This window comes from Enterobacter sp. R-25 (assembly GCF_049913205.1).
Lineage (GTDB): Bacteria > Pseudomonadota > Gammaproteobacteria > Enterobacterales > Enterobacteriaceae > Enterobacter > Enterobacter ludwigii.
Genome location: NZ_CP183982.1, coordinates 98269 through 113368, shown reverse-complemented (window position 1 = coordinate 113368; position 15100 = coordinate 98269). Strand labels below are relative to the sequence as shown.

Here is a 15100-nt window from a genome sequence, read left to right as displayed (position 1 = left end):
AACCCTTCCAGGGAAATTCCTGACATTATGGAGAAAGAGTGCAAGTCGCCATCAGGTCTATTAGAATTGCTGACAGTATACCGCTGATAAGATGATGATGATTAACCTACTCGACACGCCTGATTTACGTATTTTACTTATCAAACTTCGACATCATGGCGACATGTTACTCACAACTCCGGTCATTAATTCGTTACGTCAAAAATGGCCCACGGCGCAAATCGATGTTCTTCTTTATGAAGAGACACGCGATATGCTCGCCGCGCATCCGGCGATCGGCACCATCTACGGTATAGATCGTAAATGGAAGCAGCTCGGCACCCTGAAACATCTGCAAAAAGAGTGGCAGTTACTCTGTGCCTTAAGAGCGCAGCGTTATCATCTGGTGATTAACCTTGCCGATCAGTGGCGCAGCGCCATTGTCACCCGTTTCACCGGCGCGCCAGTACGCCTCGGGTTCGCGTTTAACAAGCGAAAAAACGCGTTCTGGCGTTTTTGTCATACCGATTTGGTTTCCGTCGCCAATCACCCGTCTCTCCATACCGTTGAGCAAAATCTTTCTATTCTTTCACCGTTGCCCGTCCCGGCTCAGCCAGACGTCACTATGGCCTATCGCGCAGAGGACTGGGATCGCGCGCGCCAGCTACTGACACAACAGGGTGTGGCTGATAACTACGTGGTGATCCAGCCCACGTCACGCTGGTTCTTTAAATGCTGGGACGAAGGCAAAATGGCGCAAACCATCACGGCACTCCAGCAGGATGGCCACACTGTAGTTCTCACCGCAGGCCCGGATAAAAAAGAGCTGGCGATGATAGACCGCATTCTCGCCGCGGCGCCAAAAACGGGCGTAGTCTCACTGGCCGGTCAACTCACGTTGCGCCAGCTGGCATCACTTATCGATCATGCGCGCCTCTTTATTGGCGTCGATTCCGTTCCGATGCACATGGCCGCCGCGCTTCAGACGCCGTGCATTGCTCTCTTCGGCCCGTCAAAACGGGTATTCTGGTCGCCATGGCAGGTCAACGGTGAAGTCATCTGGGCTGGCGATTTTGGCCCACTTCCCGACCCGGACGCCATTGATACCAAAACAACTGAACGCTATCTCGACGCCATTCCCGTTAATGTCGTGGTCTCCGCCGCCAGGAGATACCTGTAATGAAACACCATCGTCTGGCGATTGTTCGCCAAAAATACCGTCCTGATGGCGGGGCGGAACGCTTCGTTTCCCGGGCACTTACTGCACTGAGCAACCAAAACCTGGAGCTCAACGTCATCACGCGTGAGTGGCAGGGGGAGAAGCAGGACGACTGGCATATCCATATTTGCGACCCACGTAAATGGGGCCGAATCAGTCGCGAACGTGGGTTTGCACATGCTGCGCGTGCACTGTGGGAACAGCAGCAGTTTGACATTGTGCAGAGCCACGAGCGTATTCCTGGCTGCGATATTTACCGCGCAGGGGATGGCGTGCACCGGCGTTGGCTGCTGCAGCGTGCGCGCATTCTGCCTGCCTGGCGTGCACAACTTCTGATGCACGATCGCTACCATCGCTACGTCATGCACGCCGAACGTGAAATGTATCAGGCTCCTGAATTGAAAGCCGTTATCTGCAATGCGGAGATGATCAAACGCGAAATCATCGAAGACTTTGATATTGACGCAAAAAAGATACATGTGATTTATAATTCAATTGATTCCAGCCGCTTCGTTCCGGCAACCGAAGGACAGCGCGCTGCACTGCGTCAGCAGCTCGGATTGCCTGTCGATGCCGTGGTGTTGTGTTTCGTCGGGTCAGGTTTTGAACGTAAGGGACTGGCCAGCGCTATCCGCGCTATTACGGGCACACCCGCGTGGCTGATTGTGGTTGGACAGGATAAAGCAGAAAGTCGTTACCGTGACCTCGCCCGTTCATTGGGCTGTGAGGGGCAAATTCGCTTCCTGGGGATGCAAAAAGAGACACTACCATTTTACCAGGTATCCGATGGATTACTGCTGCCAACGCTGTATGATCCTTTTCCAAACGTCATTCTTGAAGCGATGGCCTGCGGTTTGCCCGTCATTACTTCAGTGAGTTGCGGTGGTGCAGAGTTTATTGAGCAAGGTCAGAATGGCTTTTACTGTGATGCACTTGATATCAGCAGATTGAAGGAGGCAGTCATGACCCTTCCATCTTTGGATAAGAATAACGATATGGGGCGGGCAGCGCGTGAGCGCGTAAAAGAAGCGACCCCAGAAAAATTATCAAGTCAGCTTATTTCGCTTTATCAAAAATTACTGGATTAAAAATGCGCATCCTAATGATTATTGATGGTTTGCCCGGTGGAGGAGCCGAAAAAACGGTTCTCACCCTCTCCAGCGGATTGATAGAAATGGGGCATCAGGTCTCCCTTTTCTCCCTGCGAAAGGTGTGCGACTACGCCATCCCGGCAGGCATTGATTATCAGGTCATTCAGGATACGTGTAAAAAGCCCTGGAGAAAGCTCACCGAGATCCCGCGCCGGGCGCAACTGCTGGACAATGCCATTGAGCAGGCTGAGCGCAGCGGGAAGTTCGACGTCATATTCTCGCACCTGCATAAAACCGATCGTATTGTGGCGCACAGTCGTGCGCTGGATCGCGATAAGGTCTGGTTCTGCGTGCATGGCATGTTCTCATTCTCCTACCTGCGTCATCGCCACGGCCTTTCACGCTGGTTTAAGCATTACAAAATTCGTCATACCTACGAAAACCGAAACGTTGTCGCCGTCTCCGCCGCCGTGCTGAAAGATCTCTCAGAGACGCTGTCCATCGACCTTCGTCGCAAAGCGGTTATCCATAATCCCTTTGATATTCCTGAAATCCAGCGTCTGGCGGATGCGCCTTTTGAGATGCAGGGGCAGGATTACATTATTCACGTGGGTCGTTTTCATGAACATAAACGCCACGACCGCCTTCTGCGTGCCTATGCGCAGAGCAAAATAGACGCATCGCTGGTGATGATGGGCAACGGTTCTGACACCAAAATTCAACAGCTTAAACAGTTAGCGAAAGAACTCGGGATCGAAGACAAGGTTATTTTCCGCCCCTTCGAGTCCAACCCTTATCCGTGGATTAAAGGCGCACGGCTTTTAGTGTTAAGTTCTGACTGTGAAGGTTTTGGTAACGTACTGGTAGAATCCATCATCTGCCAGACGCCGCCTGTCAGTACGAACTGTCCTGGCGGGCCTGCTGAAATCCTCACGGGTACGCTGGCGCGCGGGCTGTCGGAGATGAATGATGAATCACTGGCGAAAACACTGGCCGATCTCTATACCTCCCCGCCTGTCGTTGATAGCGCAACGATCGCGTCGTTCGGGATAAATGCCATTTGCCAGCAATATGTTGCGTTGGTAGACAATCAATAATAATCAGGTTTCTTATGCAAAATTCAGCGCCATTATTAAGCGTAGTGGTTGCCGTTTATAACGGCGAAGCTTTCCTGGATCAGTTCTTTACCTGCCTTGCGAATCAACAGATCGACAGTATGGAAGTCATCATCGTCAATGATGGCTCCACGGACAGTTCGATGCAGATAGTCGAAACCTGGCGTGAAAAACTGCCACAAATGCAGGTTATCGAACAGGAAAATCAGGGTGTATCCATTGCGCGCAATACCGGTCTGGCCGTCGCTACCGGCCAATATCTCTCTTTCCCGGATATTGATGATGTCTTTAAGCCCGGCATGTATCAGCGCTTGCTTGATATGGCCGTCACACAGAATCTGGATGTCGCCACCTGCAACGGAAACTACGTCTGGGAAAACAATAAGAAGCCTTCACGGCCGATTTTCCCGGAAGACAAGCTGGCCTCGACAGGCGTCATGACCGGTGCGGCCTGGTTAAAAAAAGCGCTCAACTCACGCAAGTTTCTGCATGTGACCTGGCTGAATATCTATCGCCACGACTTTATTCGTCAGAACGGTTTTCGTTTTGAGCCCGGCCTGCGCCATCAGGATATCCCGTGGACTACCGAAGTCTTGCTCGCGGCTGACCGCGTGCAGTACACCAGTGAACGTTTTTACGACTATTACATTCACTCCGCATCGGTTTCCCATATGCCGGACAATGATGACACGCTGATTCGCTCGGCGCGCCATTACATGAAAATTCTGCAGATGCTGGATGCCATCAACCAGCGTTACCCGGAAAAAGTGAAAGATATCCCCGCCTGCCACTGGCAAATCGCCAAAGAGGGGCTTGGGATCATTCATACCTTCGACAATATGAAGGATGTGCAGAAGAAGTCGATGATAATAAAAGAGTTCTTCGACACGGGTATCTGGAGGCTTATCTGGAAAAGTGCCAAAAGCCCCCGTTTGCGCTGGCGCCTGGGCCGACGCTACTTCCGTTTAAAACGGTATCTGGCATAAGAGATAGCTTTACCCGGCTTAAATGCTTAGAATTTCCCCGCCGAAACTAAAAAACGGATAATCGCTTGGAATTGTTGTATACCGCCCTGCTCTACATCATCCAGCCACTGGTGTGGCTGCGACTGTTGCTTCGTAGCCGTAAAGCGCCTGCGTATCGTAAACGCTGGGCTGAACGCTATGGTTACTGCCGCAATAAAGTCGTGCCGGACGGTATTTTGCTGCATTCCGTTTCTGTGGGCGAAACGCTGGCGGCGATCCCGCTGGTTCGCGCCCTTCGTCACCGCTATCCATCACTGCCGATCACGGTCACGACCATGACGCCGACGGGATCTGAACGCGCATTATCGGCGTTCGGTAAAGACGTTCAACACGTCTATTTGCCTTACGACCTGCCTTGCGCCATGAACCGCTTCCTGAATACCGTTCGCCCGAAACTGGTGATCGTCATGGAAACCGAACTGTGGCCAAATATGATTTCCGCCCTGCATGCCCGTAAAATTCCGCTGGTGATTGCCAACGCGCGCCTTTCAGAGCGCTCGGCGAAAGGTTACGGCAAGTTAGGTAAATTTATGCGCCGCCTGCTCAGCCGAATTACGCTGATTGCCGCGCAGAATGAAGAAGACGCGGCGCGCTTTCTCGCTCTGGGCCTGAAACGCAACCAGCTTGCGGTGACGGGTAGCCTGAAGTTCGATATCTCCGTCACGCCTGAACTCGCCGCCCGTGCGATTACGCTACGTCGCCAGTGGGCACCGCGTCGTCAGGTGTGGATTGCAACCAGCACCCATGACGGCGAAGAAGCCATTATCCTGCAGGCCCATCGAAAACTGCTGGAAAAATTCCCCGATTTGCTGCTGATTCTGGTCCCTCGTCACCCCGAACGTTTTAAAGATGCGCGTGAGATGGTGCAGAAAGGCGGCTTCAGCTTTACCCTACGCAGCAGCGGTGAGATCCCCTCCGGCAGCACTCAGGTGGTGATTGGCGATACTATGGGCGAGCTGATGCTGCTTTACGGCATTGCCGATCTGGCTTTTGTCGGCGGCAGCCTTGTGGAGCGTGGCGGCCATAATCCGCTTGAGCCGGCCGCACACGCCATTCCGGTGCTGATGGGCCCACACACGTTTAACTTCAAAGATATCTGCGCTAAATTGCAGCAAGCCGACGGGTTAATTACCGTGACCGACGCGGACTCGGTGGTCAAAGAGGTCTCAACCCTTCTGACCGACGAAGACTACCGCCTCTGGTATGGTCGCCATGCTGTCGAAGTGCTGCATCAGAACCAGGGCGCACTCACTCGTCTGCTGCAACTTCTGCAACCTTATCTGCCTCAGCGGAGCCACTAATGTCAACGCGTCTGTCGGTCGTGATGATCGCCAAAAACGCCGCCGACCTGCTTCCGGACTGCCTGGCCTCCGTCGCCTGGGCTGACGAAATTGTCCTTCTCGACTCCGGCAGCGAGGACAACACGGTGGATGTCGCCCGTGCCGCGGGTGCAAAGGTCTTTATCGATACCGACTGGCAAGGCTACGGCATCCAGCGCCAGCGCGCGCAGCGCTATGCTACTGGCGATTACGTGCTGATGCTGGACACTGACGAGCGCATCACACCAGAGCTCCGCCAGACCATTCAGGCGGTGCTGGCAGCACCTCAGCCTGGCGCGGTATACAGCATTGCACGTCGCAACTATTTCCTTGGCCGTTTTATGCGCCACAGCGGCTGGTATCCAGACCGCGTAATGCGCCTCTACGAGCGTGAGCGATATCAGTACAACGATAATCTGGTCCATGAATCCCTGGCATGCGACAGTGCCCCCGTCATTCCTCTGACGGGCGATCTGCTGCATCTGACCTGCCGGGATTTCGCCAGCTTCCAGCGCAAACAGCTTAACTATGCCACCGCATGGGCACAGGAGCGCCACCTGCGCGGCAAGAAGGCCACGCTGACCGGAATTTTTACCCACACGCTGGGGGCATTTCTGAAAACACTGCTGCTGCGAGGCGGCGTGCTGGACGGTAAACAGGGGTGGTTACTGGCGGTGGTGAATGCCCAGTATACTTTCAACAAATACACCGAGCTGTGGGCGCTCTGCCGCGGCTACTCAGAGAAAACGTGAGCCATGAGCACAAAAGCGATTTATCCGGGTACCTTTGATCCCATCACCAACGGTCATCTTGACATCATCACCCGTGCGGCATGCATGTTTGATAAGGTGATTCTGGCGATCGCCGCCAGCCCCAGTAAGAAACCCATGTTCGATCTCAATGAGCGCGTTGCACTTGCCACTGACGCTATCTCACATCTGCCAAACGTCGAGGTGGTGGGATTCAGCGATCTGATGGCCAACTTCGCCCGTGCCCGGCAGGCTAACATTTTGATCCGCGGGTTACGCGCGGTGGCTGACTTCGAATACGAAATGCAGCTGGCGCACATGAACCGCCACCTGATGCCAGAGCTGGAGAGCGTGTTCCTGATGCCCTCAAAAGAGTGGTCGTTTATCTCTTCTTCGCTGGTCAAAGAGGTGGCGCGTCATCACGGTGACGTGACCCATTTCCTGCCGGCTAACGTCCATCAGGCGTTGATGGAAAAATTAAAGTAGCCCTATTTCTGGCACTGACGGCAATAGAACGTGGCGCGCTGGGCGTGCTTCGTTGCTATTATCGGTGTCCCACAGACCCTGCACGGCTCACCCTTACGGCCATATACCTGCAGCTCCTGAGCAAAATAGCCGGGTTTACCGTCGCTCTGCAGGAAGTCCTTCAGGGTGGTCCCCCCTTGCTCAATAGAACGCAACAGCACCGCTTTAATCACCCGGACCAGCAGTTCACACTCCTGGGATGACAGCGACGAGGCCAGCCGATCGGGATGGATCCCGGCGGCAAACAGCGATTCGCTGGCATAAATATTCCCTACTCCCACCACCAGCTTATTGTCCATCAGCCACGGTTTGATCGGGGTTTTCTTCTTTGCACACTTCGCTTTCAGGTATTCCGCGTTAAATGCCTCTGAGAGCGGCTCTGGCCCCAGATGCGCCAGAACGCTGTGTCCTTCAAGCTCTTTGGTCCACAGCCATGCGCCAAAGCGTCGTGGGTCGGTGTAACGCAGCACTTTACCGTTGCTCATCACCAGATCGATATGGTCATGCTTTTCCGCGGGCAGTTCTTCGGTAAGGATGCGCAGACTACCAGACATACCGAGATGGATGATAATCCAGCCGTCGGGCAGCTCCAGCAGCAGATATTTGGCGCGACGCTGGACGCTGAGAATCGGTTTATCGCTTAACGCATGGATTTCATCGGATACCGGCCAACGCAGGCGACCGTTGCGAACGATAGCATGAAGAATAGTCGCGCCGACCAGATGCGGCTCAATACCGCGGCGGCTGGTCTCTACCTCAGGTAATTCAGGCATGGTTCCTCCGGAGTAAGATGCAGAATGCAAAAAACCCCGCAGTTGCGGGGTTTTTCAATACAAGGAGGCTAAAATTATTTGATTTTAGCTTCTTTGTACAGTACGTGCTGGCGTACAACTGGATCGAATTTTTTCAGTTCCAGTTTTTCCGGCTTAGTACGTTTGTTCTTCGTGGTGGTGTAGAAGTGACCTGTACCAGCAGAAGAAACCAGCTTGATTTTCTCGCGAATACCTTTAGCCATGATTTATTTCCTCTTTAAGTACTTAGTACTTTTCGCCACGGGCACGCAGTTCGGACAGAACTGTATCAATGCCTTTCTTATCGATTACACGCATACCTTTAGCAGATACGCGCAGGGTGACAAAACGCTTCTCGCTCTCAACCCAGAAACGGTGAGAGTGCAGGTTCGGCAGGAAACGGCGTTTAGTCGCGTTCAGTGCGTGGGAACGGTTGTTACCGGTCACCGGACGCTTGCCAGTAACTTGGCAGACTCGGGACATGTCTATTCTCCAAAAATCAAATTAGCTCGAGCTTCGTATGGGGTATCGGCGCCTCGTCAGGCTTTACAGCCCGGTCATCGCATAGTTCTATTGAACTCTCGATTGCCAGGCCCAAATGCCAAACCCGAGATTCTCAAAGGTGGCGTAGTATACGCTGACTCGGCGGTGTGCTCAAGTCCCGAACAGACAAAGATCCCGATGGATCGCGAGAAATAGCCTAAATCCAGCCATGTTCTGCAAAAGAAATGTACTCGCCGCGACCAATTATCAGATGGTCGAGCACACGAATGTCCATGAATTGACAGCATTTGATAATGCGTTCGGTCATCTCTTTGTCAGCTCTGCTTGGTTCTGCACAGCCAGAGGGGTGATTATGCGCGAGTATCACGCCGGCTGCATTCACTTTTATCGCTTCCCGCACAATTTCTCGCGGATGAACCTCAACGTGGCTCAGTGTTCCGGAAAAAAGACGGCTATGTTTTAGTACCCGGTTCCTGTTATCAAGAAAGATCACCATAAAGATCTCGCGCTCCAAATCAGATAGCTGGCTCTGGAGAAATACGCGTGTCATATCCGGGGTGAGTATGGGATCTTCCTCTTCCATACGGACGTCGTAAAAACGGCGGGCCAGTTCAGCAATCCCCCTCAGTTGGGCGAACTTCGCCACGCCAATTCCTTCGACGTGCCTGAATTCCGTCAGATCCGCCGTCAATAAGCCATACAGCGAACCAAAATGGTCGATGAGCTCTTTTGCCAGCGTAAATACCGTTTTGCCGGGCGTTCCGGTGCGTAAAAAGAGTGCCAGCAACTCGTCGTCCTTTAACAACGTGACGCCATAGCGCAGCATTTTTTCACGCGGTAGCAGCAGTTCAGTCTCTTCCATGCCTGTCTCCTTCGATTTGCCATCATGCTGCCACAGCCACCCCCGGCGCTCGACGCCCACTTTTCATTCCTGCGTAACGCCTCGCAAACTGGCCGAAGGACAAAATCACCCCCTTTTTGGGATTGTGATAAAATGCCCGCTCTCTGGTGAAACCCAACAGGAAAGAATCATGATGAGCCTGGCCGGTAAAAAAATCGTTCTTGGCGTGAGCGGCGGTATTGCTGCCTATAAAGCGCCGGAGCTGGTGCGTCGTTTGCGCGAGCGCGGGGCGGATGTGCGGGTCGCGATAACGGAAGGCGGCAAAGCCTTTATCACGCCTCTGAGCCTGCAGGCCGTTTCAGGGTACCCCGTCTCTGACAGCCTCCTTGATCCGGCCGCCGAAGCCGCGATGGGCCATATTGAGCTGGGAAAATGGGCAGACCTGGTTATCCTTGCCCCCGCCACAGCAGATTTAATTGCCCGCGTAGCAGCCGGCATGGCAAACGATCTGGTCTCGACCATTTGCCTGGCCACGCCCGCTCCTGTTGCCGTCGTCCCCGCGATGAACCAGCAGATGTACCGCAACGCCGCCACCCAGCATAATCTGACGACGCTGGCCTCACGCGGCCTGCTCATCTGGGGGCCGGACAGCGGTAGCCAGGCGTGTGGTGATGTGGGTCCTGGTCGTATGCTTGACCCGCTGACCATCGTTGAGCTGGCCGCCGGCCATTTTTCGCCTGTCAACGATCTGCAACATCTCAACATCATGATTACCGCGGGCCCAACGCGCGAGCCGCTGGACCCGGTGCGTTACATTACCAACCATAGCTCCGGTAAAATGGGCTTTGCGATTGCTGCCGCAGCGGCAAAACGCGGTGCAAAGGTCACGCTGGTGAGCGGCCCGGTCTCGTTACCGACACCGCCGTTCGTGCAGCGTATTGATGTCACCACCGCCCTGGAGATGGACGCCGCCGTACAGGCGCATGCGCAGAACCAGCAGATTTTTATCGGCTGCGCGGCTGTTGCAGATTACCGTGCCGAAACCATTTCCGGGTCAAAAATTAAAAAGCAAGGCGATGAATTAACACTAAAAATGGTGAAAAATCCGGACATTGTTGCGGGTGTCGCCGCACTGAAAAGCCATCGTCCTTACGTTGTTGGGTTTGCCGCAGAAACAAATAATGTGGAAGAATATGCCCGGCAAAAACGTACCCGCAAAAACCTCGATTTGATTTGCGCGAACGACGTATCGCTGGCCACGCAAGGATTTAACAGCGACAGCAACGCACTGCACCTTTTCTGGCAGGATGGAGATAAAGTCTTACCGCTTGAGCGCAAGGAACTCCTGGGCCAACAATTACTGGACGAGATCGTTACCCGTTATGATGAAAAAAATCGACGTTAAGATTCTGGACCCGCGTGTTGGTAAGCAATTTGCGCTGCCAACCTATGCCACCTCCGGCTCTGCCGGTCTTGACCTGCGCGCCTGTCTCGATGACGCCGTAGAGCTGGCTCCGGGTGCAACCACCCTGATCCCAACCGGCCTGGCAATCCACATTGCTGACCCGTCGCTGGCAGCGGTGATCCTGCCGCGTTCTGGTCTGGGTCATAAGCATGGAGTGGTACTGGGTAACCTGGTCGGCCTGATCGACTCTGACTACCAGGGTCAACTGATGGTTTCCGTCTGGAACCGTGGTCAGGACAGCTTCACCATTGAACCGGGCGAGCGTATCGCACAGATGGTCTTTGTACCGGTGGTTCAGGCAGAATTTAACCTGGTGGAAGACTTTGACGCCACCGACCGTGGCGAAGGCGGCTTCGGCCATTCCGGGCGCAAATAACCGCCCGACCGACACGTATCTCACAGCGCCATAATGCAATAACAAACCGCAAACGTCAGTTTGCGGTCGCTGTGTGGATGCCAGCCTGGCAAGTGCTTATTTTCAGGGGTATTTTGTAACATGGCAGAAAAACAAACCGCGAAAAGGAACCGTCGCGAAGAAATACTTCAATCTCTGGCGCTGATGCTTGAATCCAGCGATGGTAGTCAACGCATCACCACCGCAAAACTGGCCGCCTCCGTGGGCGTGTCTGAAGCGGCGTTGTATCGTCATTTTCCGAGCAAAACCCGGATGTTTGACAGTCTGATCGAATTTATCGAAGACAGTCTGATCACTCGCATCAACCTGATTCTGAAAGACGAAAAAGACACGACTGCGCGTTTGCGTCTGATTGTGCAGCTCATTCTGGGCTTTGGTGAACGCAATCCGGGCTTAACCCGTATCCTGACTGGCCACGCGCTGATGTTCGAGCAGGACCGATTGCAGGGCCGTATTAACCAGCTCTTCGAGCGTATTGAAGCACAACTGCGCCAGGTACTGCGCGAGAAAAAAATGCGTGAGGGTGAAGGTTACAGCACCGATGAAACGCTGCTGGCAAGTCAGATCCTGTCGTTTTGCGAAGGCATGCTCTCCCGCTTTGTACGCAGCGAGTTTAAATACCGTCCAACGGACGATTTTGACGCCCGTTGGCCGTTAGTGGCGGCACAGCTGCAATAATCTTCAGGCCCGGTAAGCAGAACGCCACCGGGCTTGATATTACACGCCGAAAGCTTCGCGATACCCACGTACCGCAGCCAGATGATCCGCCATCTCAGGCTTCTCTTCCAGATACGCAATCAGGTCTTTCAGGGTGATGATCGACGTCACTTTACAGCCGTAATCGCGCTCAACTTCCTGGATAGCAGAGATTTCGCCACGCCCGCGTTCCTGACGATCCAAAGAGATCAGCACGCCAGCAAGCGTAGCGCCGTTAGCCTGAATAATCTCCATCGATTCGCGAATAGCGGTACCAGCGGTGATCACATCGTCCACCAGCATAACGCGACCCTGCAGCGCGCTGCCTACCAGATTACCGCCTTCACCGTGGGTTTTAGCCTCTTTACGGTTAAAGCAGTACGGTACGTCGCGGTCGTGGTGTTCCGCCAGCGCAACCGCAGTGGTAGTGGCAATCGGAATGCCTTTATAGGCCGGGCCAAACAGCAGGTCAAAATCAATGCCGGAGTCCACCAGCGCTTCGGCATAGAAACGGCCTAACAATGCCAGATCGCGCCCGGTATTAAACAGTCCGGCGTTGAAGAAATAGGGGCTCTTACGCCCGGATTTCAGCGTAAACTCGCCAAATTTCAGGACCTGCTTGTTAAGCGCAAACTCAATAAACTCACGCTGCCAGGATTTCATGGGCTTACTCCTCCGACTTTTGCTTTTGTACGAACAAAAAAAAGGCGACTCATCAGTCGCCTTTAAAATCAATTTTCTAACGCCGCCTTCTGCGTCGTTACGATAGATTCAATTCCCCCTCGGGCCAACGCCAGCAAGGTAAGAAGTTCTTCATGGGTGAACGGCTCACCTTCTGCCGTGCCCTGCACCTCAATGATGCGACCGTCTTCAGTCATCACCACGTTCATGTCAGTCTCGGCAGCGGAATCTTCGACGTATTCCAGATCGCAAAGCGCTTCACCGTTAACGATACCCACGGAAACAGCCGCGACCATCCCTTTCATCGGATTCGTTTTCAGCTTACCGGCTGCAACCAGCTTATTCAGGGCATCAGCCAGCGCTACACATGCACCGGTAATCGACGCCGTACGCGTACCACCGTCTGCCTGAATGACGTCGCAGTCCAGAGTAATGGTAAATTCACCCAGTGTTTTCAGATCAACGGCGGCGCGCAGCGCACGTGCGATCAGACGCTGGATTTCCATGGTACGGCCGCCCTGCTTGCCTTTTGCCGCTTCGCGGGCGTTACGGGTATGGGTTGCACGCGGCAACATGCCATATTCCGCAGTGATCCAGCCCTGGCCCTGACCTTTCAGGAAGCGTGGAACGCCCTCTTCGATGGACGCGGTACACAGCACTTTGGTGTCACCAAACTCAACCAGTACGGAGCCTTCTGCGTGTTTTGTATAGTTACGGGTCAGGGTGACGGGACGCACCTGATTGGCGCTACGACCTGCTGGACGCATGATGAAATCTCCGGCTTGAAACGAATGTGGCTGCGCATTATACGGATAAAGGACGCTTATTCCTATCCTGAGAAGCCCCCGAAAGCTATAATCCCCCCATCTCTCCTTTAAAAACGGGAATGTCTATGATCCGCAGTATGACCGCCTACGCCCGGCGTGAAATCAAGGGTAGCTGGGGTAGCGCTACATGGGAAATGCGCTCGGTAAACCAGCGCTACCTGGAAACGTATTTCCGTATGCCGGAGCAGTTCCGCAGCCTTGAACCTGTTGTACGCGAGCGTATCCGTGCTCGTCTGACGCGCGGTAAAGTGGAATGTAACCTGCGTTTTGAGCCTGATGCCAGCGCCCAGGGTGAGCTGATCCTCAACGAAAAACTGGCGAAACAGCTCGTCACTGCAGCGAACTGGGTCAAGATGCAAAGCGATGAAGGGGAAATCAACCCGGTCGATATTCTGCGCTGGCCTGGCGTCATGGCCGCCGGTGAGCAGGATCTGGACACGATTGCCGCTGAAATTCTCAGTGCCCTCGACAGCACGCTGGATGACTTTATCATTGCCCGCGAAACTGAAGGCCAGGCCCTCAAAGCGATGATTGAGCAGCGTCTGGAAGGCGTGACCACCGAAGTGGCTAAAGTCCGTACCCATATGCCTGCGGTCCTGCAATGGCAGCGTGAGCGCCTGGTGGCCAAACTGGAAGAAGCGGAAGTTCAGCTGGAAAATACCCGTCTGGAACAAGAGCTGGTGCTGATGGCACAGCGCATTGACGTCGCCGAAGAGCTGGATCGTCTGGAAGCGCACGTTAAAGAGACTTACAACATCCTGAAGAAGAAAGAAGCCGTAGGGCGTCGTCTCGACTTTATGATGCAGGAGTTCAACCGCGAGTCGAACACCCTGGCCTCGAAATCGATCAATGCTGAAGTGACCAACTCCGCCATTGAACTGAAAGTGCTGATTGAGCAGATGCGCGAGCAGATCCAGAATATCGAGTAACGCTTTATTCAAGCCGCTTTCTCATCATGGCCCCGTTCAGGGGCCATTTTTTTATCGGAACAGGCTATCGGCGGCAAACGCCTATAACATGAATAATTGTAATGTGAAAATTACCGTTTAACGCCATTACACCCAGCCAAACAACGTTCAGTCATTATCAAAAATAAGGCTAACGCCCTCACACAAGAAAAACTAAATCGTGACAGACCGCACAAAACGCTACCCTGTTGCCCTCACTATCGGGGGAACACATGCTGCTACATATCCTTTATCTCGTCGGGATCACTGCCGAAGCCATGACCGGTGCACTCGCTGCCGGACGCCGTCGTATGGATACGTTTGGGGTCATCATTATTGCTACCGCCACCGCGCTGGGAGGCGGATCGGTACGCGATATCCTGCTGGGGCATTACCCTCTCGGCTGGGTTAAGCACCCCGAGTACATTATCATTGTGGCTGTCGCCGCAGTGCTGACCACTATCCTTGCTCCTGTAATGCCCCATCTTCGACGTCTGTTTTTAGTGCTTGATGCTCTGGGCCTGGTCGTGTTCTCCATCATCGGGGCACAAATTGCGCTGGATATGGGCGAAAGCCCGGTGATTGCAACTATTGCCGCAGTCGTGACGGGCGTATTTGGCGGCGTACTGCGCGATATGTTCTGCAAACGCATTCCCCTGGTCTTTCAAAAGGAGCTCTACGCCGGGATATCCTTTGCATCAGCCGTTCTGTATATCGCTTTACAGCATTATGTTTCCAGCCATGACGTCGTGGTCATCGCCACCTTGTTATTTGGCTTCACGGCTCGCTTGCTTGCGCTGCGCTTGAAACTGGGACTGCCCGTGTTTCATTACACTCAGGACACCCACTGACTGGCCGCTATCTATTCTCCCCGATAAGATAGCGGCATTTATCCGCGATAAGCGACAGCA

The 15100-nt window shown here is 53.8% G+C and carries 18 protein-coding genes; 12 read left to right on the top strand and 6 right to left on the bottom strand.

Going from position 1 to position 15100, the window contains the following annotated elements; all coding sequences use genetic code 11:
* The first annotated feature begins 91 nt into the window (after positions 1 to 91).
* The 7 genes from rfaQ (at position 92) to coaD (ending at position 6983) form a co-directional block, all read left to right on the top strand.
* Positions 92 to 1159 (top strand): putative lipopolysaccharide heptosyltransferase III, encoded by a 1068-nt coding sequence (gene rfaQ, locus ACN9MQ_RS00565; RefSeq protein WP_426021486.1) that lies wholly within the window; start codon positions 92 to 94, stop codon positions 1157 to 1159.
* Positions 1159 to 2286, top strand: coding sequence for a glycosyltransferase family 4 protein (locus tag ACN9MQ_RS00560; protein WP_426021487.1), 1128 nt, complete (start codon positions 1159 to 1161; stop codon positions 2284 to 2286). Before rfaQ ends, ACN9MQ_RS00560 begins: the two co-directional genes overlap by 1 nt.
* A 2-nt stretch (positions 2287 to 2288) precedes the next feature.
* Positions 2289 to 3386: a glycosyltransferase gene (locus ACN9MQ_RS00555; RefSeq protein WP_032679322.1), complete on the top strand. Its 1098-nt coding sequence runs from the start codon at positions 2289 to 2291 to the stop codon at positions 3384 to 3386.
* Positions 3387 to 3400: 14 nt separating this feature from the next.
* Positions 3401 to 4390 (top strand): glycosyltransferase, encoded by a 990-nt coding sequence (locus ACN9MQ_RS00550; protein ID WP_426021488.1) that lies wholly within the window; start codon positions 3401 to 3403, stop codon positions 4388 to 4390.
* 65 nt (positions 4391 to 4455) lie between these two features.
* The gene (waaA, locus tag ACN9MQ_RS00545) at positions 4456 to 5730 is read left to right on the top strand and encodes a lipid IV(A) 3-deoxy-D-manno-octulosonic acid transferase (protein ID WP_014168058.1); all 1275 of its coding nucleotides are present in this window, start codon (positions 4456 to 4458) and stop codon (positions 5728 to 5730) included.
* Positions 5730 to 6500, top strand: a complete 771-nt coding sequence (locus ACN9MQ_RS00540; RefSeq protein ID WP_279260070.1) for a glycosyltransferase family 2 protein — start codon at positions 5730 to 5732, stop codon at positions 6498 to 6500. The genes waaA and ACN9MQ_RS00540 overlap by 1 nt, the downstream gene beginning before the upstream one ends.
* A 3-nt stretch (positions 6501 to 6503) precedes the next feature.
* Positions 6504 to 6983: a pantetheine-phosphate adenylyltransferase gene (gene coaD / locus ACN9MQ_RS00535; protein ID WP_014168056.1), complete on the top strand. Its 480-nt coding sequence runs from the start codon at positions 6504 to 6506 to the stop codon at positions 6981 to 6983.
* 2 nt (positions 6984 to 6985) lie between these two features.
* Here coaD and mutM read toward each other — a convergent pair whose 3' ends face one another.
* The 4 genes from mutM to radC form a co-directional block, all read right to left on the bottom strand.
* Positions 6986 to 7795, bottom strand: coding sequence for a bifunctional DNA-formamidopyrimidine glycosylase/DNA-(apurinic or apyrimidinic site) lyase (gene mutM, locus ACN9MQ_RS00530; protein WP_426021489.1), 810 nt, complete (start codon positions 7793 to 7795; stop codon positions 6986 to 6988).
* A 74-nt stretch (positions 7796 to 7869) separates the two neighbouring features.
* Complete coding sequence (gene rpmG / locus ACN9MQ_RS00525) at positions 7870 to 8037, bottom strand: 50S ribosomal protein L33 (RefSeq protein WP_003024094.1); 168 nt, start codon at positions 8035 to 8037, stop codon at positions 7870 to 7872.
* 22 nt (positions 8038 to 8059) lie between these two features.
* Entirely contained in the window at positions 8060 to 8296 is a 237-nt protein-coding gene (gene rpmB, locus ACN9MQ_RS00520; protein ID WP_002436699.1) for a 50S ribosomal protein L28, read from the bottom strand.
* A gap of 217 nt (positions 8297 to 8513) precedes the next feature.
* Positions 8514 to 9179, bottom strand: a complete 666-nt coding sequence (gene radC / locus ACN9MQ_RS00515; RefSeq protein WP_020882690.1) for a RadC family protein — start codon at positions 9177 to 9179, stop codon at positions 8514 to 8516.
* 172 nt (positions 9180 to 9351) lie between these two features.
* On the opposite strand from radC, the gene coaBC reads away from it, so the two are divergent.
* From coaBC to slmA, 3 genes are all read left to right on the top strand, one after another.
* Complete coding sequence (gene coaBC, locus ACN9MQ_RS00510; RefSeq protein WP_025206464.1) at positions 9352 to 10563, top strand: bifunctional phosphopantothenoylcysteine decarboxylase/phosphopantothenate--cysteine ligase CoaBC; 1212 nt, start codon at positions 9352 to 9354, stop codon at positions 10561 to 10563.
* Entirely contained in the window at positions 10541 to 10999 is a 459-nt protein-coding gene (dut, locus tag ACN9MQ_RS00505) for a dUTP diphosphatase (protein ID WP_014168052.1), read from the top strand. Before coaBC ends, dut begins: the two co-directional genes overlap by 23 nt.
* 120 nt (positions 11000 to 11119) lie before the next feature.
* Positions 11120 to 11716, top strand: coding sequence for a nucleoid occlusion factor SlmA (slmA, locus tag ACN9MQ_RS00500; protein ID WP_020882692.1), 597 nt, complete (start codon positions 11120 to 11122; stop codon positions 11714 to 11716).
* A gap of 39 nt (positions 11717 to 11755) precedes the next feature.
* Here slmA and pyrE read toward each other — a convergent pair whose 3' ends face one another.
* Together pyrE and rph are read right to left on the bottom strand one after the other, a co-directional pair.
* Positions 11756 to 12397, bottom strand: coding sequence for an orotate phosphoribosyltransferase (gene pyrE / locus ACN9MQ_RS00495; RefSeq protein WP_014168048.1), 642 nt, complete (start codon positions 12395 to 12397; stop codon positions 11756 to 11758).
* A 68-nt stretch (positions 12398 to 12465) separates the two neighbouring features.
* Complete coding sequence (gene rph / locus ACN9MQ_RS00490; protein WP_013094888.1) at positions 12466 to 13182, bottom strand: ribonuclease PH; 717 nt, start codon at positions 13180 to 13182, stop codon at positions 12466 to 12468.
* A gap of 125 nt (positions 13183 to 13307) precedes the next feature.
* Here rph and ACN9MQ_RS00485 point away from each other — a divergent pair, with 125 nt between their 5' ends.
* Positions 13308 to 14171, top strand: a complete 864-nt coding sequence (locus ACN9MQ_RS00485) for a YicC/YloC family endoribonuclease (RefSeq protein ID WP_020882693.1) — start codon at positions 13308 to 13310, stop codon at positions 14169 to 14171.
* Positions 14172 to 14422: 251 nt separating this feature from the next.
* Complete coding sequence (locus ACN9MQ_RS00480; RefSeq protein WP_020882694.1) at positions 14423 to 15040, top strand: trimeric intracellular cation channel family protein; 618 nt, start codon at positions 14423 to 14425, stop codon at positions 15038 to 15040.
* Positions 15041 to 15100: the final 60 nt, after the last annotated feature.

Coding starts and splice junctions, on each gene's coding strand:
- rfaQ (WP_426021486.1), top strand. CDS start 92: ATGATGATGATTAACCTACTCGACACGCCTGATTTACGTATTTTACTT.
- ACN9MQ_RS00560 (WP_426021487.1), top strand. CDS start 1,159: ATGAAACACCATCGTCTGGCGATTGTTCGCCAAAAATACCGTCCTGAT.
- ACN9MQ_RS00555 (WP_032679322.1), top strand. CDS start 2,289: ATGCGCATCCTAATGATTATTGATGGTTTGCCCGGTGGAGGAGCCGAA.
- ACN9MQ_RS00550 (WP_426021488.1), top strand. CDS start 3,401: ATGCAAAATTCAGCGCCATTATTAAGCGTAGTGGTTGCCGTTTATAAC.
- ACN9MQ_RS00540 (WP_279260070.1), top strand. CDS start 5,730: ATGTCAACGCGTCTGTCGGTCGTGATGATCGCCAAAAACGCCGCCGAC.
- coaD (WP_014168056.1), top strand. CDS start 6,504: ATGAGCACAAAAGCGATTTATCCGGGTACCTTTGATCCCATCACCAAC.
- mutM (WP_426021489.1), bottom strand. CDS start 7,795: ATGCCTGAATTACCTGAGGTAGAGACCAGCCGCCGCGGTATTGAGCCG.
- rpmG (WP_003024094.1), bottom strand. CDS start 8,037: ATGGCTAAAGGTATTCGCGAGAAAATCAAGCTGGTTTCTTCTGCTGGT.
- rpmB (WP_002436699.1), bottom strand. CDS start 8,296: ATGTCCCGAGTCTGCCAAGTTACTGGCAAGCGTCCGGTGACCGGTAAC.
- radC (WP_020882690.1), bottom strand. CDS start 9,179: ATGGAAGAGACTGAACTGCTGCTACCGCGTGAAAAAATGCTGCGCTAT.
- coaBC (WP_025206464.1), top strand. CDS start 9,352: ATGAGCCTGGCCGGTAAAAAAATCGTTCTTGGCGTGAGCGGCGGTATT.
- dut (WP_014168052.1), top strand. CDS start 10,541: ATGATGAAAAAAATCGACGTTAAGATTCTGGACCCGCGTGTTGGTAAG.
- slmA (WP_020882692.1), top strand. CDS start 11,120: ATGGCAGAAAAACAAACCGCGAAAAGGAACCGTCGCGAAGAAATACTT.
- pyrE (WP_014168048.1), bottom strand. CDS start 12,397: ATGAAATCCTGGCAGCGTGAGTTTATTGAGTTTGCGCTTAACAAGCAG.
- rph (WP_013094888.1), bottom strand. CDS start 13,182: ATGCGTCCAGCAGGTCGTAGCGCCAATCAGGTGCGTCCCGTCACCCTG.
- ACN9MQ_RS00485 (WP_020882693.1), top strand. CDS start 13,308: ATGATCCGCAGTATGACCGCCTACGCCCGGCGTGAAATCAAGGGTAGC.
- ACN9MQ_RS00480 (WP_020882694.1), top strand. CDS start 14,423: ATGCTGCTACATATCCTTTATCTCGTCGGGATCACTGCCGAAGCCATG.